Genomic DNA, 26169 nt, shown 5'->3' with positions numbered 1-26169 from the left:
AAATGATTAAAAAGTTTATAAGATACTTAATATTAGGCTTAGGCTTGTATGCACTCATTGCGACTTTAGTGATCACCTTTTATAAAGATGACCCGCAAGCAATGATTTGGCAAGACCGTGAGGCCTTTAACGAGCGCTACATAAGAAAGCTGTCTATTGATGAGGCGGTTACTTTAAACAGTGTACTCGATTATTTAGGAAGCCCCGATTTAACCTATGCCAAACGTAACAAAGACCAAGTATGGCAGATTGTTTTTTACCGTACTCAGCACCAAACTTCAGATGGCATAACCACGATGGATGAATGCACCGGCTTATTATTTAAAAATGGTGAGTTATTTTTATGGGGCCCCAGCGCCTATACAACTTATCAGGAAAAGATCAGGTGATGGCCAATGGATGAGCCTATTTCAAAACAGTTAGTGCGGTTACTGCATAACACACATCAAATACTAACAATTTATAATGACAAAACGCAGTGGCAACATCTTTATCCGCTTGTTGTACAAACAGCCCAGCATTATCGCGTTTTGTATCAGCAACACCCACACGCTTTACAAGCGCGTTTAAGCTTGTACACCAGCCACTACGACTTTGCTACAAACCTCGTTATTAACCAGTGTGTTATTAGCACCGCACTGTGCGCTAGCCAACAGTTTGATGATGAACTAACCGAGCTTTATATTGGTGTTGCATTGGTAGAACATTGCTGCGTTGTAGCGCAGCATAATAAAATTGCGCAGCAGCAAATGCTTACACTCAGCGATAAAAAAATATGGCGTTTTCGCCATCAGCTAGCAGCAAAAGTGTTGCTCAGTGCACAGCACCCTACTCAAAATAGCGTGCGTATGTTGGCTAAACTAAATAAGTATAAGCAAGCGTTACTAAGTACTAGCGACATAATGCTATATGACAATGCCATAACCTTGTGTGCATTAAGTAATATTATAGCGATGAACATCACCTATACATCGAAAAAAAACCCATTGAATTTTTACAAAGCTTTGGGTGAATTGTATGTCAAAACAGCTAACCCATTTGCGCAAAGGTTAATTAAGGATTTAATAGCGCATATAGGCCCGCACCTGCCAGGCAGTAAAATTGTTTACAGCGACCAAGCAATGGTTTATCTAGCAAGTGATGAGGCTAATAAGCATATACTAATTAATGCCAATAATGAGAAAAAACTGGCGTGGTACAAGGTTAAAACCTCACTTAAAGATCAACCAATGCAATGGCTATGTACTGATAAACGGGTATTATTTTTAGCCTGGAACAATGAGCACCTGGTACGTAAAGCCCCGGCGCAGATAAGTTCAAAGGCCGAGTTAATAGCATTAGTAAGTCATATAAAAGTAGCGCATGAATATAGTTTTAAAGGCTTAGATAAGTTACTAGCCCCTTTTAGTGAAATAACACAGAAGCTCTGCCAAGCCGTCAGGCCCTATAACAATCAGCACCAAGCCGCCAAAGACTTACGCCATAGCTTGTCGATGGTCGGCTACGATAATGCACCGGCGATTATTCAGCGGGTTATATTTGAGCAATTAGTGGATACATCACATCTTCCGCACAAACACATCGTACTGAATAAACTTAATAGCTTTATTAGTATTTTAGCTTTAATGGTAAGTAATAACCCAAAACAGCAATTTGAACATATAGCCTTGCCCATCTATGGTTACGTACATTATTTATTAACCCATTGCAGTGCACAGCTCTGTGCAAAAGTAACCATAAGTAGCGTGCCTAACCAAACTTATAGTGCCCCATTAGCAGCCTTTTTTGGGGTGGAAGCGATTAATAATGAACATTTAAATACAGAATTAACACAACTACTGAGTGATAATCCATGGACCAAGCCCCTACTCGATGCTGAACAACAACCTAAAAAAGAGCTAAACGAGCAGCACAAATTATGGATTAGTTTAAAGGTCGTGGCGCAAACTATTTTTAAACCCGCTCTGCCTTTAACGCCTTGGCAAAAACAAACTTTAAATGCACAGCTAAAAGCACAAGGCTTTAAATCTGAGGATGATTTTTTTGCGCAACTGCAAGGCTTATCGCTATATAACAGCATTTAAGTCACTTATGCTGACTATAAGCACAGGTTATACCCTGTATTTATAGTATAAACTGGCAAAATGGGCGATAAGTTGGTATAAATGCGCCCTCAAAATATATCCACATACGTCACATAAATGACCTAACAAGCAGTTACTATTATTAGTAATAATTTATGTGCGTTTTTTATTCTTTTAAAGGAAAAGTCAATGGCCAAACAAACCATCACAGTGATCAAAGGCGACGGCATCGGTCCGAGCATTATCGACTCAGCACTTGAAATATTAAAAGCCGCAGGTTGCGATTTTGATTATGAATTTGTTGATGCAGGCCTTGCTGCACTAGAAAAAACTGGCGAGCTACTTCCTCAAGAAACAATTGATACAATCGCTAAAAACAAAATCACTCTTAAAGGTCCACTAACGACGCCGGTAGGTGAAGGTTTTACGTCTATTAACGTAACATTACGTAAGCAGTTTGGTTTATACGCAAACGTACGCCCTGTTAAATCTTTTGTTGGTACTAAAGCACGTTACGATGATATCGATATCATTACTATTCGTGAAAATACCCAAGGTATGTACTCAGGTTTAGGCCAAGTAGTAAGCGAAGACGGTAACGAAGCAGAAGCTAAATCTGTAATTACTCGCGAAGGCGCTGAGAAAATCATCACTTTTGCCTACGAGTTAGCAGTACGTGAAGGCCGTAAAAAAGTAACTGCAGTACACAAAGCAAATATCTTAAAATCTACCTCTGGCTTATTTTTAAAAGTTGCACGTGAAGTTGCTGAGCGTTACCCGCAAATTGAATCAACTGAAATGATTGTTGACGCAACATGTATGAAGCTAGTTATGACACCAGAAGAGTTTGACGTTGTAGTAACAACTAACTTATTTGGCGACATTTTATCTGATCTTTGTGCTGGTTTAGTTGGCGGTTTAGGTATGGCACCAGGTGCAAACATTGGTGAAGATGCTGCTATTTTTGAAGCCGTTCACGGTAGTGCACCAGATATTGCTGGCAAAAACCTAGCAAACCCTACTTCAGTAATTTTAGCGTCTATCCAAATGCTTGAGCACTTAGATATGGGCGACACGGCTGAGCGTATTCGCAGCGCAGTAGCTGATGTAATTAAATCAGGCGATCGCACAACACGTGACTTAGGCGGCAGCCACGGTACAACTGATTTCACTCAATCAGTAATCGACCGTTTATAATTTAACAAGGTTAATCTTGTTTTAAGCCTAAAAAGCCAGCATATTGCTGGCTTTTTTGTATTTTAACCTTTGCGAATTACATCACTTGGCATAACTACGCTATTTATTTTAAATAGAATTTTTAATGCAGTGAACATCTCCTTTTATACCACTGGTGTTAAGTTATTAGACATTTAAGTCAAATGGTATTACTTCACAAAATCATTAAACTTTATTGCTGGTACGCCGGTAAAACCCACTTATCACTAATAGCGCAATTAAATAACCTATTGCCCCACCACTTGATGACGATTCACTTTGCGCTTCTTGTACCGAGACTGTTAGCTCACTACTTATAACTTCATTGGTTTGACTGTCTGTGAGTACAAGTTTTACTGTATAACTACCTGCACCTTGGTAATTATGACTTGGGTTTTGCGTTGTACCTAGTGGGCTGCTATCGCCATAATCCCAGCTATATGTATAATTACCAGATCCACCTAATGGTGAGCTATTAAATTGTACCGTTAAGTTATTTGCCGTATGGCGTGTACTTAATTGCAGCGGTGCGTTAACACTCAAAGCATGCTGTTGGCTAACACTTATCCCTTGCGTATCAGTTACTATTAACGCGAGGGTGTAATCTCCAGAGTAGCTAAATTGGTAATCTAGGTTTTCAGTTTGCGATACGGGTTCACCATCTATAAACCAACTCATGTTGTAAGGTGCTTCACCGCCAGTTACGATTGCTTGAGCAGATAAAGTCGCACCATTTAACTTATACGTTAAATTTTCAATTTCTAGCGGCTTTGTGATGGTAATTTGTTTAGTTTGTGTTTGCGTAGTCGTCTCACCCATTGCCGAAAAGGTAACGCTGTATGTGCCGTAATCGGCATAGGTATGTGTAGGACGTAGCTCAGTACTCGATTGCCCATCACCAAAGTCCCATAAAAATGTATCTGTGGGGGTTAACTTTAAACCGGCTACATTAAAGCTAACGGTTGCCTCGTTTACTGTTGAGGTTATTTGTTGTAGCGCATCATAGCTAAGCAAAAGCTCTGCTGTTTCACTTTCAGGGTGTTGGCTGACTATTTCAAAGTTAAAGCCTTGGGGAGTAAGCACCACACCTGATTCAGCCTGCTGCGTAAAGCTGTAATCAAAATGATCATTAAACTCACTAATGGCAGCTAAGTCTTGATCGCCTAAACCTGCACTTTGCTGATATAAACTAAATGCAGCATCGCGTACTTGTATAGGTGTATCTGCAAGTGTGGTGCTACTTGTACCGCGATAAATTGGCTTTTGATCCGCATCAACCACTAAATTAAAACCACCCCCTGGGTGATCAGTTGTGTTGTTGTTATCAAATGCACTATTGCTATACCATAATAAAACTCCCGGTGAATATTGCTCTGCTTGTAAGCCGGCATCCACACCTCTGTGCGCACGTAGCTGTATATAGTAGTGGGCTGGTTTAGCATAAATATAACTACTCACGCGGCTAAAACCATTTAACGCTAAGTTAATACTTGGCTGCTCTGCGTTATTTTGCCAAATCACAGTATTGTTGTTTGTTATTTTTAAATCATCGGCTACAAAACCATAATACTGTGTGTTTGTATCGGTAATATACTCAATACTTAATGTAATGGTTTGTCCTGCATATTGTGTTAAATCAAACTCATGCATTAAAAAACCATTAGGTTGCTGCGCATCTGCATGTAAAAACGAATCACCAGTTATATACGGGCCTATATCGCCATAATAAGGATTTGTCTCGATTGTATAATTACCAGCTAAAGGAGTTTGATTTACCTTTACTTGTACAAGGTCATAATCGCGCTCAATACTGTAGTAAGCTAAAAAGCTAAGAGTCAGTGGTGTAGCCGCCTCAGGTAAGGTCACGGTTTGTGAGAGCGTGTGTGTTAGGTTGTTACCTGTACCAGAGTAAAATTGAAAATCACCTTCAACCGGGGTTTTAAATTTTTCTAGCTGCTGCGCAAGTGTCACTTTAATTTGGCTTTGCTGCTGAGAAAGTGAGCTAGTATAAACTAGCGACTGCTGAGGCTGGCTGTTCACTTCCTCCATGGTTAAATTAAGCTGGTTCACCCAATTGCCTTGGTATCTGTTTTGTAAATACTCAAGCGCCTGTGCACTAAACATAACGGGCTGTGAACCCCTAGGCCCACCAGCCCAGCTACCAGTAGACATTATTGACCAAGACGATACAGGCTCACCCACGGTATTTGACTGTAAATCGTACTCATCTGCTAAACCTAAGTCGTGACCAAATTCATGCGCAACGACACCTATGCTGGCATCTATTGGGTTTATCGTATAACCCGATAACTTAACGCTACTACCGGCAATACTGACAGGTTCACTGTTTTCATCAAATACGTAGTAGCGGTGAGACCAAATTGCATCAACGCCTAAATAGCCTCCACCGGATTCTTCACCAATACTGGAATGAAAAACCATAACATGGTCAATAATGCCGTTTGGCTCGTTGATAATGCCATCGCCGTCAATATCATCTAAATCTGTTAAATCATATTGCGTTAAGTCAATATCAAATTGTGCAGTGGCTTTTTCGACTGCTTCTTTTATCAGTGCGGGGGCATTTATATCGCGTGTGTTACCTACGCGCTCACCATAGGTTTTAGCATTACTATCTGCCCTAACCCACCCATATACTTGCCCACTAAAAGTTAAGCTAGCACCTGATGCGTCGTAATAATAATCGTATACGCTGCTAAGCGTTTCATTATTAGGGCCAATAAACCCACCCTCATTAAAAAGCAATTGTTGGTAATGCTCCTTTGTATAATTTTCGTAATACATGTCGGTATCATCATCAACTAGTTGATTGTCATCGTGCTTTAAATCAGGAAAATCAATTAAAATAGCCAGTACTTTGACCTCATTTAGCGCGTTGCTAGGGCTAGCCGTACTTGCATATTGCAGCTGCTTATTGGCTTGCTTAGCGCTTAAGCGGGCTTTCATGGTAGAAACAGGTTTTAACTGCGAAGGGTTAAGCCGTTCAGCATTCGCTAAGTAGCTTTCAACCGTTGGCTTGTTAGTGGTTTGTTGGGTATCAGCGCGTTTATTTAACCAATACTCTATTCTTTGTTTGTTAATAATACCTGGGTCATGCGCACTGGTATTTGCTGCGTTAAGATTTAGGCTGCAAAGAAATAAGCTAAGCCATATTATTTTTTTCACTGTATCTTCCCCAGATAAATTATTGCTCTATCATACCTAATATATGCATTAAGCACAGCGCTCAAATCACCTATTTACCCATTATGGTTACTCGGTAAAATTAGCATAATTTCTTCATATTTTTTATATAACTACAAATAGCGTGCAACTTTTTAGTATGAAAACAAATTAATTTGAAATTTTAATCCAAAACAGCCCTTTCAAGGTTGACATAAGCACGTAAAACCCTTAAAAATAACCCCATATAGAATTTTTAATCTAAAGCAGCATTTTGCTTTTTATAAAGTGACAATTATGAAAAAACAACTTCACCTTTTAATCGTACTCGTAGTGGTCTTAGTGATAAGCCCAGCGGGGATGTATTAAAAAGTGAAATTGCTTTTTAAAAACCCTCGCACTACGCGGGGGTTTTTTTATGCATAAACAGCGCACAGAGGAATGAGGATGAGCAAACAAGAATATAATGGTTCTGAACTAGTTGTTCAGGCATTAAAAGAGTTGAAGGTTAAGTATATATTTGGCTACCCAGGTGGTTCGGTTTTAGATTTATACGATGCACTTTTTCAACAAGAAGACATTGAACATATTTTAGTACGTCACGAACAAGCCGCAACCCATATGGCTGACGGTTATGCCCGAGCTACTGGCGAAGTTGGTGTTGTACTTGCTACCTCAGGCCCTGGCGCAACTAACTGTATTACAGGTATTGCTACCGCTTATATGGACTCAATTCCGATGGTGGTATTATCGGGGCAAGTACCTACTAGCTTAATTGGTGACGATGCATTCCAAGAAACTGACATTGTTGGCTGTTCTCGCCCGGTTGTAAAACATAGTTTTAACTGCAGAAGCGCTGAAGAAATTCCGGCTATTTTGGCAAAAGCGTTTTATATTGCAAGTACTGGCCGCCCAGGACCCGTTGTTGTTGAGCTACCGAAAGATATGCTTAACCCTGCTATTAAGTTTGAGTACAACTTCCCTAAAACAACAGAGCTTAGAACCTACAGCCCAAATACAAAGGGCCACTCTAAACAAATTCGCAAAGCGGTTACCGCAATTTTAGAAGCTAAAAAACTGGTTATATACTCAGGCGGCGGTATTATTTTATCTAACACCTCTGAGCAATTAACCCGCTTAGTTGAATCGCTAAATGCACCTATCACTAATACATTAATGGGCTTAGGCGGTATTTCGGGTATTCACCCAAATTACGTGGGTATGCTGGGTATGCACGGCACGCTTGAAGCCAATAAAGCCATGGCAAATGCCGATGTAATTTTAGCGCTGGGAGCGCGTTTTGATGATCGTGTAACCAATAATGTTAAAAAGTTTTGCCCTAATGCAACCATCGTTCACGTTGATGTAGACCCGACCTCTATTTCTAAAACGATTAAAGCACATATTCCGGTTGTGGGCTGTTTAGCCACTGTAATGGAGCAACTGCAAGCTGGCATAGATAAAAGTAGCATTCAAATTGATCGCAGTGCACAAGAGGATTGGTGGCGACAAATTATTAGCTGGCGCGAGCAAAAGTGCCTAAGCTACAACACCGATGGCGATAAAATAAAGCCTCAAGCTGTTATAGAAGCAGTGTATAAAGCCACTAATGGTGACGCATATGTAAGCTCTGATGTGGGTCAGCACCAAATGTTTGCAGCGCAATATTATCCATTTAAAAACCCTCGCCAATGGATCAATTCTGGGGGCTTAGGCACCATGGGCTTTGGCTTACCAGCAGCTATGGGTGTTAAGCTTGCCTTTCCTGATAAAGAGTCAGTGTGTGTAACCGGCGATGGCTCAATCCAAATGAATATTCAAGAGCTATCAACATGCTTACAGTACAACTTGGCTGTAAAAGTGGTTTCGCTAAATAACCGCTCACTAGGCATGGTTCGCCAATGGCAAGATATGATTTACGGCGGTCGCCATTCATCTTCATATATGGACTCATTACCTGACTTTGTAAAACTTGTTGAAAGCTATGGCCATGTAGGCATAAAGGTAGATACTTTAGATGAGCTACAACCTGCTATAGATAAAGCAATGAGCATTAACGACCGTTTGGTATTTTTAGATATTAACGTTGATGAAAAAGAACATGTATACCCAATGCAAATTAAACTAGGTGGCATTGATGAGATGTGGTTACGTAAAGGAGTAAAAGCATAATGCGTCGTATATTATCTATTTTATTAGAAAACGAACCGGGAGCCTTATCTCGCATTGTTGGGCTTTTTTCACAGCGCGCCTACAACATAGATAGCTTAACAGTGGGCACCACTGATGATGAGTCACTGTCACGTATCACTATTACCACTATGGGTGATGATAGAATCGTTGAGCAAATTACTAAACAAGTTAATAAATTAGTTGATGTACTTAAAATTATTGATTTGACCGAAATGAGTCACATCGAACGTGAATTATTACTTGTTAAAGTATTTGCCCAAGACGAAACCACCCGTGCAGCTGTTACACGTGTCGTAGATGTGTTCCAAGGTGCTATTTTAGATATGGGACGCCAAAGCTACAGCTTACAACTGGTAAGCAGCACAGACAAAATAGAATCGTTTTTAGACACCCTACGCCATGAAACCGACATTATTGAAGTGGTGCGCTCTGGTGCTGTAGGGATCGGCCGTGGTGACAAAGCGTTAAAAGCGTAATTAATTAAAGCTTAAGCGTTTAATATTAAATCCCTGCTAAGCAATTAGCAGGGATTTTTTATGCTAAGCCTTGCCTTACAACGCCCTGCATTAATACCTAATTAGGCATGTGAGAATAAGCTTAGGTAAGCTCACTACTTTAATGCAGGCAAAAAAAAAGAGCTAAATAGCTCTTTTTTAAAAAATTCTGTAAAGCGCCAATTAAGGGTTTACTTGGTCTTTAAGACCTTTACCTGCTTTAAAGCTTGGGATAGTTGCCGCTGCGATTTGGATCTCAGCACCCGTTTGTGGGTTACGGCCAGTACGTGCTGCACGTTCTTTAACTGAGAAAGTACCAAAACCTACTAATGCAACTGAATTACCTTCTTTTAAAGAAGAAGTTACAGCGCCAGTAAACGCGTCAAGTGCACGTGTAGCAGCAGCTTTAGAGATTTCTGCATCAGTAGCGATTTTTTCAACTAATTGAGCTTTATTCATTGTTAGATTCCTATTCGTTATTATTTTGCCTTCGCAAAACCTATCTTTATGCATTTTTAAGGAGTTAGCAACAGCAAATTGCATTTTTTGCTTAAATACTTCGAAAATGCGTAAAATTTTAATAATTCTCGGTAAAATACAGCGTGTTGGGTTAACTAAAACTTAATTTAAGTACACAAAAGGCACACTTTAAATAACACACTGCTCTATATTTTTTCGATAACTAAGGTCACTTCCCCAACCTCGACACCAAACTTAACAATAGACGTTCGGTTTATCAAGCGCGATTGTGTAACCAGGTACATCCAATCATCAAAATTCACCTCAAGCGTACTACCGTCATAGGGTAAGGCCACATTGTAGTTCCAATGAAACACACTGCCTGCGCTTTTACCGGTTGCAATGCCAAGTACATCATCAGCACGTCCCACTAAGCTATTATCGTCATTAAGGGTGACATACCAAATACGCTTTTGTGTTTCACCATCGTCATACACAAAGTCTTCCTCTATAACGCCCTCGTTACCTTCCCAGCGCGCATTCATAGTGACAACAAGTTTACGTGTGAGTTCGCCTTTATAATCTTGCACAACGCCGTATGCATTCAAATCGCCACTAAAAAATGCTTTAAAATCAAATTCTGGGTTGCTGCTATTGTAGTGCTCTACTTTTGGCGCGGAGCAGCTCACTAAAAATAATGCGGCCATTAAAATACATAGCTGTTTAAATTTATTTATATTGCGCATGTTAAATCCCTAATAATTGTTTTCTAAGTGCTGGCTCTGAGGTGTTTGGGCTTAGCCAAATAGCTAAAAACTGGTTGGCAAATTGCGAGTCACTAATTTCACCTAACTTTTTATCATTATGATAAAAAGTAGCCTGACCGCTTGGTGATGTTTGTAAGCTTAACGACTCGCCTTTTTTAATGTCTGGCCAAAGAGCGAGTAATTTATCAGCATACTTAGCTGATAAATCACTTTTACCTAAATGCTGCCATTGCTCTTTAGTGGCTTTAACAATGTCTTTTGCTGCAAAGTCTCGCAAATAGGTGAGCGTAAATTTAACGGGGTGCGCCCCCTGTTTGTAATTCCCTGAGCGGGTATATAACGTTGCATCGTAAACATCCCAAAATAAATATTCCATGCGCGCCTCGCCCACTTTTTTAAAGTCAGTTTGCTCTTCGCTAAAGCTCAATGGGGTAAAAAAAGTAGCCATAATCATTGCGGCCGTTATTGCACATATTTTTGCGGTGATATTCATACAAGCTCCTGTTATTGCTTGCTAAAATTTATAATCGCTTTAATTTTTTGGTTAATAATAAGAATTAATGTAAAGGCAGTAGCCCAAAGTGCGCCGTACAGAAGCCAAAACATCCACACAGGTGAATAAATACTAAGCACGCCAAATTGAGCGCCTGAATAATAACTAATTGGCGCAAAGGCTAAGCACACTAAATAGGCTTGCCAAAGTTTTAGATTAGTAATAAACACCATTGATGTGTTTAAGCAAAGCAATAATGCTGCCCATAGCAAGGCTAACCAAAGCGGAAAAGGAGATACTTTAAATTCCAAAAGGTTTAGCTGCACAGCAAGGTATTCACATAACAGCGCAATTGGTAAAGCTTTGACTAATAGAAGCGCGTCGAGCTTATGCTGCTTTGATAAAACAAACATAAGCACAACAATACCAGAGGTGTATAAAACAGATTGAGCTTCTAAAAACAGTGATAAAAACCACACTGTTTGAAAAAGCACAAAATTAATAATTAAGGGCAATTTCGTCATTTTGACTAGTAAAACGTGGTTTACGCGCCGTTAAATGAACGGTACTGGTTGCTCGCGTTCTAAAAGCGCCTTCGCAATAAGCAAAGTAAAATAACCATAATCTGTAAAAACGCTCATCAAACTTGTCACTGTCTAGGGTGTGCCAGTTATCAATAAAGCGTGTGCGCCAATCGGCTAGTGTTCTAGCATAATGCGCGCCTATGTCGCTTACAGTATGAATAACCATATCGGTATTGTTCTTAATTTGCTCGCTCATCTCATTAATTGAAGGCAAACAACCACCGGGGAAAATATACTGCTGAATAAAGTCAGAGTTTTTTAAATAATGTTGATAACGTTGATCGCCAATAGTGATCGCTTGGATAAGCATTGCACCGTCTTCTTTAAGCAAGCTATTACATTGCTTAAAAAAGCTTGGTAGGTATTCATGCCCTACTGCTTCTATCATCTCTATTGATACAAGCTTGTCGTATTGCCCTTCTAATAAACGATAATCAAGCTTGAGCAAAGTTATATTATTTTCAAGTCCTAACTGTTTAACCTTGTTTTCAACATAGACATATTGCTCATCAGAAATCGTTGTTGTGGTCACATGGCAGTTGTAATGTGTGGCTGCGTAAATCGCAAACGCCCCCCAGCCTGTGCCAATTTCAATAACTGAATCGCCTTCGTTTATCTCTACCTGCTCACAAATTTGTTTCAGCTTATTTTGTTGAGCGTCCTCAAGAGAGGCGTCTTTTGATGGATAAACAGCGCAAGAGTAAAGCATTTCCTCGCTTAAAAATGACTCGTATAAATCGTTACCTAAATCGTAATGTGCAACGATATTCTTTTTCGACCCAGATTCTGAGTTGCTGTTTTTGAGATGGTTAAAACGGTGGGCTAAGCCACTAAAAAACGAGAATTTTTTTTCAAAAGCATCTAGTTGTTTTTGGTTAATGGCAAAAATTTCGATGAGTTTTGTCAGGTTATCACACGACCATTGCCCAAGAATGTAAGACTCACCAGCACCCACACTGCCAGATAGCGCAAATGCTTTATACATGGCAGTGTCGTTAACGGTAATCGTGGTTTTTAAGTCTGAATGTTGTTGACCAAATACTGTTGAGCGACTGTTCTCAACTAACACTATTTGGCCTGTTTCAATACTTGCAAAGGCTTTGGTGACTAGCTTTTTATATAAGTTTGTAAACCAACCTGTTTGCTCTTGGCAGTTTATACTCGAGACTTTTTCCATCTTAAACCCTTTATAATTGTATCGCTACCCGCAACTAAGCCTGTTTAACTATACTAAGGTTTTCCTGAATGACCTAAAAAAGGAACCCTTTTAATAAACAACTTAAGTGCTTGCACATAAATACCTTTGAAAATAGACAAAGTCATCGCAGGAAATTTTTTTAATAATTTATTAACTTCTTGCTTCGTTAACTGACTTCGCTTTAATCGTAAAGACGCGTCGAATAACAACTCATCCCCACGTTTATTTTCTATATGAATTAATGTGTTATCGGCTGTATGTTGTACTTGCCAATGGTAGTCCATATCTAAATTCATAAAGGGTGATACGGAGAAAGCCTTCTTAAAGTTCACTTTTTTTTGTAAGGGCACCAAATAATAATGGCGCTCATTCCACGGCGTATTGCTTACCTCAGCCACCATATATTTAAAGTTATCGGTGCTATTACCGTAAAAGTAAAAATTTACAGGGCTGAAATAAATGCCCATACACCTAAGTTGGCCAAGCATATAAATATGCGAAAACGTCTCTTTAACGCCTAGTTTTTCTATTTGGCACTGTGCACGTTCAATAATACTTAATGGCTCTGAGTTTGGCAGTGTGTTTAAATAATCGGCTTGATTAAAACGCAGTGCTTTAAACCCAAAAGTACCTAACATAGGGTGAATGTTATTAAGCAATAACGGATTTTTTAAATCTACCCACATCATATAAAGCGGGTATTTAAACTGATGGTTTTTTACCGCAAAGCGCCGATGCCTTACATCGCCTAAGTATACAGCGCTATTCAAATTCAACACCTAATTGCTTAGCCACATCTACCCCACTGCGAACACCATCTTCATGAAAACCGTTATACCAATAAGCACCACAAAAATAGCTATTATTTTGGCCATCAACAGTGTGCTTGAGTTTTTGTGCGGCAATGGATGATTCGTTAAAAACAGGGTGATGATAAGTAAACTCACGTAATATATTTGCTTTGTTAATCCCTTCTAAGTGATTAAGGGTTACACAAAATTGTGTATCTGAGTCAATACCTTGCAGTATATTCATTTGGTATGTAACAACCGCTGCTTTGTCGGTGTTTTCGTTTAGTAAGTAATTCCAGCTAGCCCAGGCAGCTTTTCTATCTGGCAGTAAACTAGTATCTGTATGCAATACTACCGAATTTTCGGTATAAGGAATTGCACCTAATACAGCGTGTTCTTGCTCAGTAGCATCACCAAGTAATGCAAGGGCTTGATCTGAGTGACACGCAAATACCACTTTATCAAATTCAGCTTGTTCGCCATTTTCAAGAGTAATAATTACTTTATTATCTACACGCGTAACCGTCTCAATGTCGGTATTTAGTTTTATCCGCTCTGCAAAACCTTTAATAAGCGGCTTAATGTATTGCTTAGACCCACCAGGGATTACATACCACTGCGGCCTGTTTGTAACATCAAGTAAGCCATGGTTGTAAAAAAAGTTTACAAAAAACTCAACCCCTACATTTTGCATCTCTTTGATGCTGGTTGACCAAATTGCCGCCCCCATAGGTAAAATGTAATGGTATTTAAAAAAGTCATTAAAGCCGTGCGTATCTAATAACTGACCCAGCGTTTGATCTTTAGGGTAGTTTTGCTCGCTGTGCATTGCTTTACATAATTTATTAAACTTAACTATATCGCTTAACAAGCGCCAAAACTTAGGCCTAAATATATTTCTTTTTTGAGCAAATAAGCTGGCAAAGGTGTGTCCGTTGTACTCAAAACCACTTGCTTGATTATGAACACTAAAGCTCATTTGTGTTTCTTGTCTGTCTACGCCAATGCGCGCGAGTAGTTTTTCAAAGTACGGGTAAGTGCGGTCATTAAATACTATAAAGCCCGTGTCTATTGCGCGTTTAACCCCTGCATCAGATATCTCTACTGTCGCGGTATGACCACCAATGTAATCGTTTTTTTCAAATACAGTAATATCGTAATGCTTATGCAGTAAATGAGCACAGGTTAAACCCGATACGCCAGAACCTATTATTGCTATTTTTTTCAACGGGCTAATCCTTTTGCTAAACGTAACCAAAGTGGTAACGGTAAAATACGTAATGCTTTTAAAATAAGCGTAAACCGATAAGGAAAATGAACTTCTTTACGGCGTTTATTGATCCCCTTAATCATATAATCGGCGGCCTCTGTTGCAGTAACAGCCATAGGCATTGGGAAATCGTTTTTATCAGTAAGGGGGGTTTTAACAAAACCAGGGTGCACCAACGTAACATCAACATCGTTTAAGTCGATTGCTAAGCTTTTCGCTAAATAGCTTACTCCGGCTTTAGATGCGCCATAAGCCTCAGAGCGTGGCAGAGGTAAATACGTAACGCTTGAGCTAACAAGCACAAGTTGTCCGCCCGCACTAATTTTTGGTAATAGTGCCTCTAGGCAGTAGCCCATGGCCAGCAGGTTTACTGAAATAACTCGCTCAAACAAAGCGCTGTCAAAGTTACGGGCATCATCTACATACTCGCAGTTACCAGCGTTAAGAATAACCTTATCAAAAGCACTAAACCCCAGGGTTGCTTGCTTTATGTCTTTAAGGTCTGTGGCATCAAACTGACACGCTTTAATGTTGGTGTGTTTTTCAAGCTCAGCTAACTTTTCAAGGTTTCTACCGCAAGCAATTACCGTGTTGCCTTGCTGAGCGTACTTTATTGCAAGCTGCTCGCCAATACCTGAGGTTGCACCTGTAATTAAAATATTCATCGCTACCCTGCTCGTTTATCTATGTAATTTATAACGCCACCCAAAATGGGAATATGCTTGTATAGCATTTCACCGACATTAAAATAGTCGCGGTGGTTAATAATTTTACCTTCTTTAAACACCAACTTACTGTGCCCTTCTACCGATATAGTTTTGCCAGAAGCCAGTTTTGGGTGGGCGTAATGCATAGTCCAATACAAAAATGCTTTATCATCACGCTCGTAGGTGTCGCTAATATCAAACTGACAATGCTTAACATTACTATATAGATTAGAAAAATATCGGGTAAGCTCGCTTAGCCCGTGTATTTCGTGCATTGGGTCTTTAAATTTAATTTGCTCGCTGTAAATATCATTAAGCAAATGCAGGTTTGATTTATCGAGTTGTTGATATATTTCTACAAATTTTGCTACCGGTAATGCTGTTTCCATATCACCCCTTAAATGCAGCTATTGCACGCTCGCGAGCTGCTTTATGATCTACGATTGCCGGCCAGTAACATTGCTTATCAGCCCCTATTGACGCTAAATAAGCATGAGGAAAATGAATATATTTATCTGGCACTTTTTCAAGCTCTGGTAAATATCTACGTATAAATTTACCATTAGGATCAAAGCGCTCACTTTGAGTGATAGGATTAAATACGCGAAAATAAGGCTGCGCGTCACAGCCAGTGCTTGCAGCCCACTGCCAGCCGCCATTATTAGAGGCTAAATCGCCATCAATAAGGTGCTGCATAAAAAACTGCTCGCCTTCACGCCAATCAATTAATAAATGTTTGGTCAAAAAGCTGGCGACCACCATTCTTAAACGGTTATGCATCCAGCCGGTTTGAACTAACTGTCTCATCGCTGCATCAACGAGTGGGTAACCTGTTTTCCCCTCGCACCAGGCTTTAAACTCAGCCTCGTTTTTACGCCATTTAACGCCATTGTACTTTTCGTTAAAGTTATCACCACGAGAAAGCTTAGGAAATTGCGCAATTAAATGACGATAAAATTCGCGCCAAATAAGCTCGTTTACCCAAGTAAACGTTTTACTTTTAGATGTTGTTAAAATATCTGGGTAGCGGTTTTGAATATTAACCAGTAACTGCTTAGGGCTTATAATACCCAGAGCTAAATAAGGGCTTAAACCCGATGTGCCTTTAATACTGGGTATATCACGCTGTTCGTCGTAGCTACTTAATTTGTCGCAAATAAAATTATCAACAATGGTTGCTAAGCTTTCATCATCAACTGGCCATTTTTCTGAGCTGCCATCGCTTTTAATGGCCTGTGCGTTGTTATTTATCGGCTGTTTTTTTAAAGGCCACGGTAATAAGCTAAAGTGAGTATCTTGGTGTTGTTTAAGCCACTGTTTTTTAAATGGCGTAAACACTTTGTACATTTCGTTACTTTGGTTTTTAACACTGCCTACAGGCGCTATTACATCTCCCTCATAGAGGGTAAACGTAATATTTTTATCATCACACTTTGCAAGTATTTGCGCATCACGATTTACTTCATTTAACTCATACTCTTTATTGGCAATTACATGTTTTACCTGATGTTTATCGCAAAATGATAAAAGCGCACTTTCACAATCGTCAAAGTAAGGGGCGTCAATAATATGCAGCTCTATTGCGTACTGTGCTAGCTGCTCGCGTATATAATTGAGGCGTCTTTTTAGTAAATCTATTTGAATGGGAGCGGCGTTGTGTTGTTGCCATTGCTTTTCGCAGATAAAAAAAATGGCCTGTTTAGCGCCATTATTTAGCGCTTCAATAAGCGCTTCGTTAGAAAAAAGGCGCAAATCGCGCCTAAACCAAAAAAGTGTATTCATTATATGCCGTAACGTAATTTTAGTTCATTAGGGTAAGGATTAAAAAACACCTGCTTTTCTAGGTATTCATTAGGATGTACTTTTAAGTGATGTTTTAACAAAGTAAGCGGTACGTACAAAGGCACTAAACCTTGACGGTATTCATCGATGGCATCGCGTAGCTCTTGCTTTTCAACCTTAGATAAGTCTTTTTTAAAGTAGCCCTGCAAGTGCATTAACGCGTTGCAGTTATTCCTGCGTGATGCAGGCTTTTTAAGGCCGTTCATTAACCCAAGAATGTACTCATCTGCTAAAGCGTTAATATCATCACCTTTATAAGTACCAAGTAGATTACCTAAGTCGCGGTAAGCTTGATAATTATGAGCCATTAATAAGTACTTATATTGCGAATGAAACTGGGTAAGCTTATGCACTGTTAGCGGCTCAGAAGCTAATAACTGCCACTGTTTGTAAGCGTACACGCGCATTACAAAGTTTTCGCGTAAATGCATGTCGTTTAAGCGGCCGTTTTCTTCACATGGCAGTAATGGATTGTGCTTCATTATTTGCTCAGCAAAAAAACCAACGCCTTCGGAGGTATTGCCAGTGCCCGCTTCGTTATAAATTTTAATTCTTTCCATACCGCAGCTTGGGCTTTTCGCACAAAAAACAAAACCACTTAGGTTTTTAGCTTGCTCTGTGGCTACTTTTTTACCGTATTCAGTTAGCTTAGGCCCAACATCGCCAGTGCCATCTGGGCGACATACTTTTATTGTATCGCCTACGCGTACTTGGCGTATGGTTGGCCTAGGAATAGGTAACCCTACGGCTACCTCTGGGCAAAAACGCGTGTACTCTACATGTTTTCCAAGTTCATCCATACAAAAGTTAGACTTTTTATGGCCTGTATCAAAACGTACTTTTTCGCCTGCTAAGCAGGCGCTAATACCTATTTTTATTGTGTCTGTTTGCATAAATTCTCTTAATAAATCAAGTTACCTATAGGATTAAGTAACTTACTGAGCCCTTTATTAAAATGTAGCGCACTACTGACTACTGTAAAGCATAAACAGCCATCTTTTGTAAGTGGGGTGTGCTGATGAGAGCCATCTTGCCAAATAAAGTCTCCTGGCACGTAACTGCCCTCTTCATCACTAAACTCACCATCAAGTAGCAAGGTTACTTCAAAACCAGTATGAGTATGCTCGGGGATTTCGCCCCCTGCGCCAATATGTAAAAGGCTTGAGCGCAATGGGCCATCATCAATAGCAACGCGAGAGCGAGCAAGCTTACCCACTTGCGTAAAACGCCCATGCGAAATGCGTGTTAAGGCGCGTGGTAATTCGTAGTTATGCTCGTTAACTTGTACGGTTACCGGCTCAACTTCGTAAACTTCATCAATGCTAGCATCGGCGGTTATCAAATCTAGCAGGTCGGCGTCAAAATCTGGTGCTTGTAAGTCGTTACTTAAATTTAATGCATCAGGGGCGTGTGGCGTCTCGCTAAATACATCCTTTGCATTAGCGGCTTCAAGTTTTGCCACTTTTGCTTGGCAAACTGGGCACATATCAACGTGTATAGATACCGCAACGCTTAACGATGCAGGTAATTGCGCTGAACAATATTGTGCTAGTAAAGATTCACTAGGGTGATGTTTAATCATGCTGATCTCCCATTTCATTACGTAATTTTTGCAAGGCTAAACGCAATCGTGATTTTACCGTGCCTACTGGAATATTTAATTGTTGAGCAAGTTGCTCTTGCGACATATCTTGGAAATAAACACCTCTAACTACCTCTCGCTGTGCGGTTGGTAGTTTGTCTAGGTAACGCTTAATTTGTTGATCTTCCAAGTGGTCGCTAAATTCAAGTGTTGTATCTTGAGATTCGTTAATAAGTGGCCAAATATCTTCGCTTATATTTTCTTCTTTATTACTTTTCATTTTACGAAGCATATCAAATGAGGCATTACGCATTACGGTATATACCCAAGTCGTCGCAGCCCCTTTATCGCTGTGATACAAATGCGCTTTACGCCACACTGAGGTTAGTGTTTCTTGTACAAGCTCCATTGCTTGTGCCTCAGAGCCAAATTGCTTAATTCCAAAGCGTTTAATTTTTGGCGAAAAATATTCAAATAAGTAAGCAAACGCTCTTTTGTCTCGCGAAGTAGCTACATCAAGCAGAGCTTGCATAAGCTCTGCACTTGGCGTTTCTGGCATGGCAGTATATTTACCTGTATTAGGTTCACAACGTGGTGAGGGTTGTTGACTTACCATAATAATTAATCCCGTGTATGCTTTTGTATATATCTATACGCCAAGCAATTAAACGCAGATCACATTATTTTAGGCAAATTCATTGTTAATCACAGTATGGAGGAAGTTTAGTAAGTTAGCAAAGTTACTTTCGAACGCAAGTTGCTGTTTTTTATCGATAGATATAGGTAACAGTTCAAGCCAGCGCGCAGCTACCCAGGCTAAATTATCAAACTTGGTTTGCCTATATAAACTAGAAAGCTCTTTATTGTTTAAAAATATGTCCTGCAAAGAATCAGACAAACGTTGATTATCAGCCGAAATCTCACTGTGTGAGTCATTGTACCAATACGGCGTATTGCAATCGCTTAATAAGCCATGGCGCAATTCACTTTCATCTTGGTATACGTCATTTATTTGCACGCTTTTAGCAGCGTACACATCAATGAGTAGCATATTGCTAGGGTCTTGATCAAAGTCGATAATATCGACCAAACAGCCCTGAGCGCTAATATTAAATGGCGTGTCGTGCTGGTAGGTGCACAGTACAAAACCGACATTATTTTGTAGTGCGGTTTTTACCATGTTTAAATACCTAGGCTCAAATATACGCAAACGCGTATAGCCTTCTGGTAACACAAATATTGGTAATGGGAAAATCGCACGTTTCATAAAGTCTACTTCTTTAAATTACACTGCCTTTATTTACGTGCGCTTTTACTAAGTCGATCAGCTTACTCAAATCGAATTATTTACCTATAAATTAAAAGTTGATCCAACTTCCCATACTTTTTATTACTTGAACCATATAGTAAACACTAATCATGCTTACAACAGGCGCCAACATAAGTGCAAATAATCCTAATTCGTTACTCATCGTCTTATCCTTTTACACTTATTTAGCTTTAATTTGCGTAGTTACCGGCATTGTAGACTGTGTGGTAACGTCAGCTTGTTCTTGCGCTTGATTTACAAATTGCTCAAGTACTGCCTGGGCATCAAAACTAAGGCTCTGCGAAATTGATTGTTCAAGTTCTGCCGTTGCTTGATTAATATAGCTTGTTACGTTTTGCGTTATAATATCAGTTACATCTAGGTCCACTTCACTCGCATGTACTTGCGAAGAACCTAATACTAATAAACTTGCCATAGCGATTTTAATTGAATGTTTCATAATGGTATTCCTTGTTGTGTATATTGTTTAGACGCAATAACATAATCAAGGGTTGTGCCAACAGAAAAATAAAAATTAAATCATTGATATATAAAGACTATATCAAAAACCATACAACAACGCAGCATTCAGGCTTGGTTAATTTAACTAACCTTTTTAATTTTTTGACTAACTATTAGTAAATATTTTTAGTTCACTATTTGCAGTTTAAAACAACGACTACCATTACTTTTTATTTTGTGTATCGGGTTTAACTTTTTTACCTAACCGATAAGCATCAACCATACTTAGTAACCAAATGACCACCATTAAAGGAAGATATTTATATTCCCCAAGCTGAGCACATTCACCTGATGGATTACGGGCAGCTTGTAAAATGCCTGAAGCCGTCATCGGAATTTTACCTGCTAAAATTTCATTTGCGCTACATTGCGCTATAGCCAAAATATCACCTAATGTCATAAACAAAAGTAGCGTGAATACACCTGCAAAAATACAGCCTATTAAATGCTTTTTAAGCGAAAAGTGCCCTGCCCCAGGATACACAATGGCAGTAAGTAAAACGGCTTTGAGCTCTTTTTTCATGATAAACGTGCCTTAATTAATTGAGACTATACGACCACACTATACCCGATTAATTCCCTTTAAAATCAATAAAAGTACGGTGACTAATTTACAGTAACAATGCTGACATTGAAACATTGAGCGTACACCTGTACACTCAAGTTTAATTAATAAGTGGTAGGACTAGTATGACTATAGAGGCACCCTATTCTCGCAAAGAAGAAAAACTCAATGTATTAAGCCATGCACTGGGTATCTTTTTTGCTGTGTTTGTAATGTGGGATTTATTTAAACAAGCCACCAGCGTAAAAGCTTATATTAGCACCGCTGTATATGGGGCTAGTTTATTTGTATTGTTTTTATCATCCACACTTTATCACGCCAGTGTACAGCCAAAATTACGTGCTTTTTATAAAAAGTGCGATCACTGCGCTATTTACGTATTAATAGCGGGTACGTACACCCCATTTTTATTGCTATCTCTTAATGGATTGTGGTCTTGGGGGACACTGAGTTTTATTTGGGCAGTCGCGCTTGGTGGCGTTGCTTATAAAGTGCTGGTTAAAAATGGTAATAAAAAAGTCTCGCTGGCTACCTACTTACTTATGGGCTGGTTTGCCCTTGCGATTGTATACCCACTTTATTTAAATATTGATGTAAAAGCACTGTACTGGTTACTGGCCGGTGGCATTTTTTATAGCTTAGGAACAATATTTTATAGCGCTAAAAGCACTCAATTTAGCCACGCAATTTGGCACCTCTTTGTAATAGCTGGGTGTGTTTGCCACTACATTTCAATTACTAATTACGTGTATTAATACATGTAATTAGTAATTTACTGCCACGCACATAAACCTCAATAATTTGGCTACCCTTCTATATAAAAGCGCGATAAAAGCGCGTTGTAGCTTAAGCGATATCACCGCCTTAATTTAAGACGCTGTTATTTACGGCTTTGACTATAAGCCTATCACTTTACCTTACTCGCCTAGTTAACTAGCTCGATAAACAGCGTGTAACATTTTCGGTACTCTTATCCATTTTTTACCCATTTTATTCAATTACTCTTTTCCTAGTTTAAAAATAAATGCATTAAAATAAGTGACATAGCTTCATATTTTAAATGTAACGCTATGGCATATCTATTGCTCCTTCAATATAAATGGTCAGTAAAACCTTGGCCAAGCAAATACGTTAAAGGAGATACAAAGTGGGCGCATTACAAGCTGACTCTACAATTGAGGCAAGTGCTACATTAGTAAGTTGCTATTTATACTCAATATTTTACAACCACACTCACTTTTACGTCTATTCCCGCCAAGCAAAGAGGTAGGTAACTCGCATTGCTGCGTTATATGCCATTAAGCTCTTTGTGATACATGCAGTTAATCCAACTTAAACTTTACGTTAAAGGAGACGTTGATATGCCAACTAACCAATTTACGATGCAAGACCCTAGAAGCCAATATCAAATGGGACGAACCGAAAAAGACAGTGATCAACCAGACCCAGGCCTAGATGAAATTTTAAAACCCAAAGCAGATCACGGCGAAGATACCTATGTAGGTAGCGACAGATTAAAGGGCCGCAAGGCGTTGATCACTGGGGGCGACTCGGGCATTGGCAGAGCGGTTGCCATTGCATTTGCCAGAGAAGGTGCCGATGTGGTTATTAATTACTTAGCCAGCGAAGAAGCCGATGCGAAAGAAACACTCGATATTTTAAAAGCCACCGGTAACAAAGCATGGGGAATTGCAGGCGATATCTCTGATGAGAGTTTTTGTAACGACCTTGTGGCGCAAAGCGTTGAAAGCTTAGGCTCAATCGACATATTAGTGAATAATGCGGGTAAGCAACAGTTTGTTGCAGAGTTAGACGATTTATCTACCGAGCAATTTTGCCAAACATATGCAACAAATGTATTTGCTATGTTTTGGATAACAAAAGCGGCGGTAAAACATATGCCACCGGGCGCTAGTATTATTAATACAACCTCTATCCAATGTTATCAACCCTCTGCTGGGCTTCTTGATTACGCATCGACTAAAGGCGCAATAACAAGCTTTACTAAAAGCTTAGCAAAAATGGTGATTGATAAAGGCATTCGGGTTAATGGGGTTGCTCCTGGGCCAATTTGGACCCCGCTTCAACAAAGTGGCGGCCAACCGGCTAAAAAACTACCTGAATTTGGTGATAACGTACCATTAGGCAGGCCAGGACAGCCTGCTGAACTAGCACCCACCTATGTATACTTAGCATCGCAAGAGTCAAGTTACATTACCGCTGAAATAATGGGTGTTACAGGTGGGCAGCATCTACCTTAATCATGCTGGTTCACTCATATTAGTTAATCTTAGCTTATTGATTTTATAAAATAATAGCGGCGTATTTACGCCGCTATTATTACCTAGCCTTTTTTCAATTATACCTAAATAAGCCCCACTAAGTATTGGTGAGGCTCTGGTTAACAGCACCTTAGCTTGGTACTAAAACCTGTGTTCATACAGCACTATTTAGCTCAGTGTGAGCAAGAGTGCGCCGAGTTAGACACGCATAAATTAACTGCATAAATAACTTAAGCCGATTAAGTGTTATCTTTTTTAGCACGTATACCGCGAATGAACTCTTCTAAATAAGGCGTAAATTCTAGCGCAAGTGCTATAAATAGCACCGTTGCCAAGTAAGTTATTGGTAAAGGAGAGTCTTTTAATTGCAGCGTAAAGTCAGGAGGAAAGCCGCCAGGTGTAAATAAAGCGGTAAATTGCTCCCAATGGCGCGCAATAATTAATACCAAAGCTAATAGGGGTATCATTTCTAAAAAACTGTGTATATGTTGCTCTACCGGCCCTACCCTTCGCTTACTTACTGCATAAGTTACATCCCACATTGCTGTAAGCTCATGCAGAAAAAACAACACAATACAAATGGCAATAATCAAACTATTAACTTCAAATATTAAAACGAGGATTAACGGAATGCCCACTTCGGCAAACATTAATAAATGAATAAATGACTCTTTAGCACCGCTGGTTGTAGAAATATTACTACGTCGATGACAAAACCAATCAGCAATGCCAGCAGCAAGCCATACAGGGATCACAAAATACATCAAAATCAATAAAGTTGGGTCAGTCATAGTTTGTTAGTCCTTAATATTTGGTTTTAATAACCCTCATGCTTAAAACTAAATATTTACACTTCATCAGCTTCTTCATTTATCACTAGCGATGTGAAAAAACGTATTTTTCAAATAATTTATCAGTCACTTTTAAGATGGCTTTAGGATTACTTACGTTTTTACCTTAATGTAAATGAGATACCATTTTTAAACGCGCCCTTGAGCGAGCATTTGGTATGCTCAATATCTATTTACAACTAATAAGTAGTTCAAGTGTTATGCCAAATCTCGACGCTTAATTGATTTAATGCCATTTTAGCTAATAGATAGGTGTAGAGGTGTTTTTTACTTTGCCGAATATATTTTTGTTGTGTAAGAAATAGAAAATATATCGCTTATCATTGTAAGTTTTTCATTCACAAAGCTAGATAAGGAGGTTGTGTTAAAGGCTGAATAACCCTATTTTTTGTAGATTTACGCTAGCTAATAACAAAAAAAGTAAGCCGCACACTTGTAATAAATCAGCCTTTAAAAGCTCTTTTACGACAATACGTTCACTACTGCCATCTACACTCGCGCATATTTACTTTGCCGTTTTTAAAGCTAACCCCTTCTAATAATAGCTTTTGGCGCTGCTCTTGGTATTTATCACTGCCTGCAGGAAATGATATTTTACCCTGGCTGTTTACTACTCTGTGCCACGGTATAACAGAATCATCTGGCATTTGCTTTAAAAGGCGTCCTACCAAGCGTGAATTTTGCGGATAACCGGCAAGCGTTGCTACTTGCCCGTAGCTTGCAACAAAACCTGCAGGTATATTTGCAATAATGGTGTAGATGAGGGTTTCTTTATCAATATTATCGGTCATTGACGTACGCCTCACTGAGTACTTTAAATTGCTCCCAAATAGAGCGCGCAACAGGGCCATGGTGTATTGCATCACGCCTAAATGCACGTACTTCTATACCAAACTCATCTTCTCTGTCGTTTATCTGTATTTGCTGCAACAGCCCTGCTTCTATTTCAGGGGCGCAATAGTCTATGTTCATCATTGCCCAGCCGGCACCAGCAAGCAAAAACGACTTTAAATTGGTTACATCGTCAATCTTCATTAAGGCAGAGCCTTTTGAGTAAGAAAGCTTGTCGCTGTCTATGCTTAAGTCACTTTCAAACATAGCCAAACACGGGTAATTTTGTAGCTCGTTAAAGGTCATGTACTTAGGAAACGCTTTAGTAGATGCAATAATTCCAATATTTAATTTACCAATAGGTAGGCTCTCTAAGTGCCCTGTTGCATGAAATAAGTCAAACCAGGGGCCTATGCCTAACTCCACTTGCCCACTATTTACTTGCTCTAAAGAGACAAAGCGTTTGCCACTGGTTAAATTAAACTCTGTACGCTTAAATAGTCTAAAAGTATTACTTATGATCTCGTTATAACTGTCTTTTTGACAAATTTGCTCATAGCAAATTCGATATTGTGGCTCGTTACCCAGTGCAAGCTCTTTAGCAAGCTGTGCTAGCTCATCATTTGCATGCAACAATTGTTGTGCTTCACGGTGAAAAACACGCCCTTTTTCAGTTAACTGTAATCGGTACTTACTTCTATCGAGTAGTTCAAAGCCAATTTTTGCCTCTAAGTTTTTAATTGCTAAGGTAAGCGCTGGTTGAGTTTTATGTAATTTAAGCGCCGCGCCACTTAAACTTGCACTTTGTACAATGGCATCTAAAATTTGTAATTGATTCAGCTTCATACTGCGCTCAACATGATCATAAATAAAACTTATTATGTTTCTAAAATTTAATGAATTTTATTTTATATGGTTGCGGCGTATCCTGCACTTAATTATTTTGC

At 39.3% G+C, this 26169-nt stretch carries 27 protein-coding genes; 7 read left to right on the top strand and 20 right to left on the bottom strand.

Annotated elements, in window-relative coordinates:
• The first annotated feature begins 2 nt into the window (after nucleotides 1-2).
• From AN395_RS02290 to AN395_RS02280, 3 genes are all read left to right on the top strand, one after another.
• Nucleotides 3-389, top strand: coding sequence for a DUF3192 domain-containing protein (locus tag AN395_RS02290; RefSeq protein ID WP_004586398.1), 387 nt, complete (start codon nucleotides 3-5; stop codon nucleotides 387-389).
• A gap of 6 nt (nucleotides 390-395) precedes the next feature.
• A complete protein-coding gene (locus tag AN395_RS02285) occupies nucleotides 396-2084 on the top strand; it encodes a hypothetical protein (protein ID WP_054981929.1) in 1689 nt (562 codons plus the stop codon).
• A gap of 189 nt (nucleotides 2085-2273) precedes the next feature.
• Nucleotides 2274-3281, top strand: coding sequence for an isocitrate dehydrogenase (locus AN395_RS02280; protein WP_004586400.1), 1008 nt, complete (start codon nucleotides 2274-2276; stop codon nucleotides 3279-3281).
• A gap of 204 nt (nucleotides 3282-3485) precedes the next feature.
• On the opposite strand, the gene AN395_RS02275 is transcribed toward AN395_RS02280, so the two are convergent.
• Nucleotides 3486-6485 (bottom strand): immune inhibitor A domain-containing protein, encoded by a 3000-nt coding sequence (locus AN395_RS02275; protein ID WP_054981928.1) that lies wholly within the window; start codon nucleotides 6483-6485, stop codon nucleotides 3486-3488.
• Nucleotides 6486-6929: 444 nt separating this feature from the next.
• On the opposite strand from AN395_RS02275, the gene AN395_RS02270 reads away from it, so the two are divergent.
• Both AN395_RS02270 and ilvN read left to right on the top strand, forming a co-directional pair.
• Entirely contained in the window at nucleotides 6930-8654 is a 1725-nt protein-coding gene (locus AN395_RS02270) for an acetolactate synthase 3 large subunit (protein WP_054981927.1), read from the top strand.
• On the top strand, nucleotides 8654-9151 hold the full coding sequence (ilvN, locus tag AN395_RS02265; protein ID WP_004586403.1) for an acetolactate synthase small subunit: 498 nt from the start codon (nucleotides 8654-8656) through the stop codon (nucleotides 9149-9151). Before AN395_RS02270 ends, ilvN begins: the two co-directional genes overlap by 1 nt.
• A gap of 201 nt (nucleotides 9152-9352) precedes the next feature.
• On the opposite strand, the gene AN395_RS02260 is transcribed toward ilvN, so the two are convergent.
• From AN395_RS02260 to AN395_RS02185, 16 genes are all read right to left on the bottom strand, one after another.
• Entirely contained in the window at nucleotides 9353-9628 is a 276-nt protein-coding gene (locus tag AN395_RS02260; RefSeq protein WP_004586404.1) for an HU family DNA-binding protein, read from the bottom strand.
• A 206-nt stretch (nucleotides 9629-9834) separates the two neighbouring features.
• The gene (locus AN395_RS02255) at nucleotides 9835-10374 is read right to left on the bottom strand and encodes a DUF3833 domain-containing protein (protein ID WP_054981926.1); all 540 of its coding nucleotides are present in this window, start codon (nucleotides 10372-10374) and stop codon (nucleotides 9835-9837) included.
• 1 nt (nucleotide 10375) lies between these two features.
• Nucleotides 10376-10849 (bottom strand): chalcone isomerase family protein, encoded by a 474-nt coding sequence (locus AN395_RS02250; RefSeq protein ID WP_054982118.1) that lies wholly within the window; start codon nucleotides 10847-10849, stop codon nucleotides 10376-10378.
• 50 nt (nucleotides 10850-10899) lie between these two features.
• A complete protein-coding gene (locus tag AN395_RS02245) occupies nucleotides 10900-11412 on the bottom strand; it encodes a DUF2878 domain-containing protein (protein WP_054981925.1) in 513 nt (170 codons plus the stop codon).
• Nucleotides 11387-12649 (bottom strand): cyclopropane-fatty-acyl-phospholipid synthase family protein, encoded by a 1263-nt coding sequence (locus AN395_RS02240; RefSeq protein WP_054981924.1) that lies wholly within the window; start codon nucleotides 12647-12649, stop codon nucleotides 11387-11389. The genes AN395_RS02245 and AN395_RS02240 overlap by 26 nt, the downstream gene beginning before the upstream one ends.
• 53 nt (nucleotides 12650-12702) lie before the next feature.
• Nucleotides 12703-13440: a DUF1365 domain-containing protein gene (locus tag AN395_RS02235; protein WP_054981923.1), complete on the bottom strand. Its 738-nt coding sequence runs from the start codon at nucleotides 13438-13440 to the stop codon at nucleotides 12703-12705.
• Nucleotides 13433-14689, bottom strand: a complete 1257-nt coding sequence (locus AN395_RS02230) for an NAD(P)/FAD-dependent oxidoreductase (RefSeq protein WP_054981922.1) — start codon at nucleotides 14687-14689, stop codon at nucleotides 13433-13435. The genes AN395_RS02235 and AN395_RS02230 overlap by 8 nt, the downstream gene beginning before the upstream one ends.
• The gene (locus AN395_RS02225) at nucleotides 14686-15396 is read right to left on the bottom strand and encodes an SDR family NAD(P)-dependent oxidoreductase (protein WP_004586411.1); all 711 of its coding nucleotides are present in this window, start codon (nucleotides 15394-15396) and stop codon (nucleotides 14686-14688) included. Before AN395_RS02225 ends, AN395_RS02230 begins: the two co-directional genes overlap by 4 nt.
• A 2-nt stretch (nucleotides 15397-15398) precedes the next feature.
• On the bottom strand, nucleotides 15399-15827 hold the full coding sequence (locus AN395_RS02220; protein ID WP_024031753.1) for a nuclear transport factor 2 family protein: 429 nt from the start codon (nucleotides 15825-15827) through the stop codon (nucleotides 15399-15401).
• 1 nt (nucleotide 15828) lies between these two features.
• Entirely contained in the window at nucleotides 15829-17220 is a 1392-nt protein-coding gene (gene phrB, locus AN395_RS02215; RefSeq protein WP_054981921.1) for a deoxyribodipyrimidine photo-lyase, read from the bottom strand.
• Nucleotides 17220-18173, bottom strand: coding sequence for a DUF523 and DUF1722 domain-containing protein (locus AN395_RS02210; RefSeq protein WP_054981920.1), 954 nt, complete (start codon nucleotides 18171-18173; stop codon nucleotides 17220-17222). The genes phrB and AN395_RS02210 overlap by 1 nt, the downstream gene beginning before the upstream one ends.
• Nucleotides 18174-18181: 8 nt before the next feature.
• Complete coding sequence (locus AN395_RS02205; RefSeq protein WP_054981919.1) at nucleotides 18182-18862, bottom strand: ChrR family anti-sigma-E factor; 681 nt, start codon at nucleotides 18860-18862, stop codon at nucleotides 18182-18184.
• Nucleotides 18855-19478, bottom strand: coding sequence for a sigma-70 family RNA polymerase sigma factor (locus tag AN395_RS02200; protein WP_004586416.1), 624 nt, complete (start codon nucleotides 19476-19478; stop codon nucleotides 18855-18857). The genes AN395_RS02205 and AN395_RS02200 overlap by 8 nt, the downstream gene beginning before the upstream one ends.
• 69 nt (nucleotides 19479-19547) lie before the next feature.
• Entirely contained in the window at nucleotides 19548-20129 is a 582-nt protein-coding gene (locus AN395_RS02195) for an LON peptidase substrate-binding domain-containing protein (protein WP_004586417.1), read from the bottom strand.
• A 223-nt stretch (nucleotides 20130-20352) separates the two neighbouring features.
• Nucleotides 20353-20631 (bottom strand): hypothetical protein, encoded by a 279-nt coding sequence (locus AN395_RS02190; RefSeq protein ID WP_054981918.1) that lies wholly within the window; start codon nucleotides 20629-20631, stop codon nucleotides 20353-20355.
• A 225-nt stretch (nucleotides 20632-20856) separates the two neighbouring features.
• Entirely contained in the window at nucleotides 20857-21216 is a 360-nt protein-coding gene (locus tag AN395_RS02185) for a hypothetical protein (RefSeq protein WP_024031760.1), read from the bottom strand.
• Nucleotides 21217-21383: 167 nt separating this feature from the next.
• On the opposite strand from AN395_RS02185, the gene AN395_RS02180 reads away from it, so the two are divergent.
• Both AN395_RS02180 and AN395_RS02175 read left to right on the top strand, forming a co-directional pair.
• Nucleotides 21384-22013 (top strand): hemolysin III family protein, encoded by a 630-nt coding sequence (locus tag AN395_RS02180; RefSeq protein ID WP_054981917.1) that lies wholly within the window; start codon nucleotides 21384-21386, stop codon nucleotides 22011-22013.
• 606 nt (nucleotides 22014-22619) lie between these two features.
• Nucleotides 22620-23519, top strand: a complete 900-nt coding sequence (locus AN395_RS02175) for an SDR family oxidoreductase (protein WP_054982117.1) — start codon at nucleotides 22620-22622, stop codon at nucleotides 23517-23519.
• Between the two features lie 260 nt (nucleotides 23520-23779).
• Here AN395_RS02175 and AN395_RS02170 read toward each other — a convergent pair whose 3' ends face one another.
• The 3 genes from AN395_RS02170 to AN395_RS02160 form a co-directional block, all read right to left on the bottom strand.
• Nucleotides 23780-24331 carry a hypothetical protein gene (locus tag AN395_RS02170; RefSeq protein WP_024031764.1) on the bottom strand — a complete coding sequence of 184 codons (552 nt, stop codon included), beginning with the start codon at nucleotides 24329-24331 and terminating at the stop codon, nucleotides 23780-23782.
• A gap of 539 nt (nucleotides 24332-24870) precedes the next feature.
• Complete coding sequence (locus tag AN395_RS02165) at nucleotides 24871-25182, bottom strand: MGMT family protein (protein WP_024031765.1); 312 nt, start codon at nucleotides 25180-25182, stop codon at nucleotides 24871-24873.
• Complete coding sequence (locus AN395_RS02160; RefSeq protein ID WP_054981916.1) at nucleotides 25172-26068, bottom strand: LysR family transcriptional regulator; 897 nt, start codon at nucleotides 26066-26068, stop codon at nucleotides 25172-25174. Before AN395_RS02160 ends, AN395_RS02165 begins: the two co-directional genes overlap by 11 nt.
• Between the last annotated feature and the right edge of the window lie 101 nt (nucleotides 26069-26169).

Source organism: Pseudoalteromonas sp. P1-30 (genome assembly GCF_001400005.1).
Lineage (GTDB): Bacteria > Pseudomonadota > Gammaproteobacteria > Enterobacterales > Alteromonadaceae > Pseudoalteromonas > Pseudoalteromonas atlantica.
The sequence above is the reverse complement of the archived record's forward strand: the minus strand, read 5'-3'. Positions and strand labels throughout refer to the sequence as shown.

Excerpts from the sequence above, each read along its gene's own strand:
- AN395_RS02255 (WP_054981926.1), bottom strand. The coding sequence starts at position 10,374 with ATGCGCAATATAAATAAATTTAAACAGCTATGTATTTTAATGGCCGCA.
- AN395_RS02190 (WP_054981918.1), bottom strand. The coding sequence starts at position 20,631 with ATGAAACATTCAATTAAAATCGCTATGGCAAGTTTATTAGTATTAGGT.
- AN395_RS02170 (WP_024031764.1), bottom strand. The coding sequence starts at position 24,331 with ATGACTGACCCAACTTTATTGATTTTGATGTATTTTGTGATCCCTGTA.
- AN395_RS02160 (WP_054981916.1), bottom strand. The coding sequence starts at position 26,068 with ATGAAGCTGAATCAATTACAAATTTTAGATGCCATTGTACAAAGTGCA.
- AN395_RS02245 (WP_054981925.1), bottom strand. The coding sequence starts at position 11,412 with ATGACGAAATTGCCCTTAATTATTAATTTTGTGCTTTTTCAAACAGTG.
- AN395_RS02180 (WP_054981917.1), top strand. The coding sequence starts at position 21,384 with ATGACTATAGAGGCACCCTATTCTCGCAAAGAAGAAAAACTCAATGTA.
- ilvN (WP_004586403.1), top strand. The coding sequence starts at position 8,654 with ATGCGTCGTATATTATCTATTTTATTAGAAAACGAACCGGGAGCCTTA.
- AN395_RS02200 (WP_004586416.1), bottom strand. The coding sequence starts at position 19,478 with ATGGTAAGTCAACAACCCTCACCACGTTGTGAACCTAATACAGGTAAA.
- AN395_RS02270 (WP_054981927.1), top strand. The coding sequence starts at position 6,930 with ATGAGCAAACAAGAATATAATGGTTCTGAACTAGTTGTTCAGGCATTA.
- AN395_RS02210 (WP_054981920.1), bottom strand. The coding sequence starts at position 18,173 with ATGCAAACAGACACAATAAAAATAGGTATTAGCGCCTGCTTAGCAGGC.
- AN395_RS02205 (WP_054981919.1), bottom strand. The coding sequence starts at position 18,862 with ATGATTAAACATCACCCTAGTGAATCTTTACTAGCACAATATTGTTCA.
- AN395_RS02185 (WP_024031760.1), bottom strand. The coding sequence starts at position 21,216 with ATGAAAAAAGAGCTCAAAGCCGTTTTACTTACTGCCATTGTGTATCCT.
- AN395_RS02240 (WP_054981924.1), bottom strand. The coding sequence starts at position 12,649 with ATGGAAAAAGTCTCGAGTATAAACTGCCAAGAGCAAACAGGTTGGTTT.
- AN395_RS02220 (WP_024031753.1), bottom strand. The coding sequence starts at position 15,827 with ATGGAAACAGCATTACCGGTAGCAAAATTTGTAGAAATATATCAACAA.
- AN395_RS02260 (WP_004586404.1), bottom strand. The coding sequence starts at position 9,628 with ATGAATAAAGCTCAATTAGTTGAAAAAATCGCTACTGATGCAGAAATC.
- phrB (WP_054981921.1), bottom strand. The coding sequence starts at position 17,220 with ATGAATACACTTTTTTGGTTTAGGCGCGATTTGCGCCTTTTTTCTAAC.
- AN395_RS02175 (WP_054982117.1), top strand. The coding sequence starts at position 22,620 with ATGCCAACTAACCAATTTACGATGCAAGACCCTAGAAGCCAATATCAA.
- AN395_RS02195 (WP_004586417.1), bottom strand. The coding sequence starts at position 20,129 with ATGAAACGTGCGATTTTCCCATTACCAATATTTGTGTTACCAGAAGGC.
- AN395_RS02280 (WP_004586400.1), top strand. The coding sequence starts at position 2,274 with ATGGCCAAACAAACCATCACAGTGATCAAAGGCGACGGCATCGGTCCG.
- AN395_RS02290 (WP_004586398.1), top strand. The coding sequence starts at position 3 with ATGATTAAAAAGTTTATAAGATACTTAATATTAGGCTTAGGCTTGTAT.
- AN395_RS02165 (WP_024031765.1), bottom strand. The coding sequence starts at position 25,182 with ATGACCGATAATATTGATAAAGAAACCCTCATCTACACCATTATTGCA.
- AN395_RS02225 (WP_004586411.1), bottom strand. The coding sequence starts at position 15,396 with ATGAATATTTTAATTACAGGTGCAACCTCAGGTATTGGCGAGCAGCTT.
- AN395_RS02285 (WP_054981929.1), top strand. The coding sequence starts at position 396 with ATGGATGAGCCTATTTCAAAACAGTTAGTGCGGTTACTGCATAACACA.
- AN395_RS02250 (WP_054982118.1), bottom strand. The coding sequence starts at position 10,849 with ATGATTATGGCTACTTTTTTTACCCCATTGAGCTTTAGCGAAGAGCAA.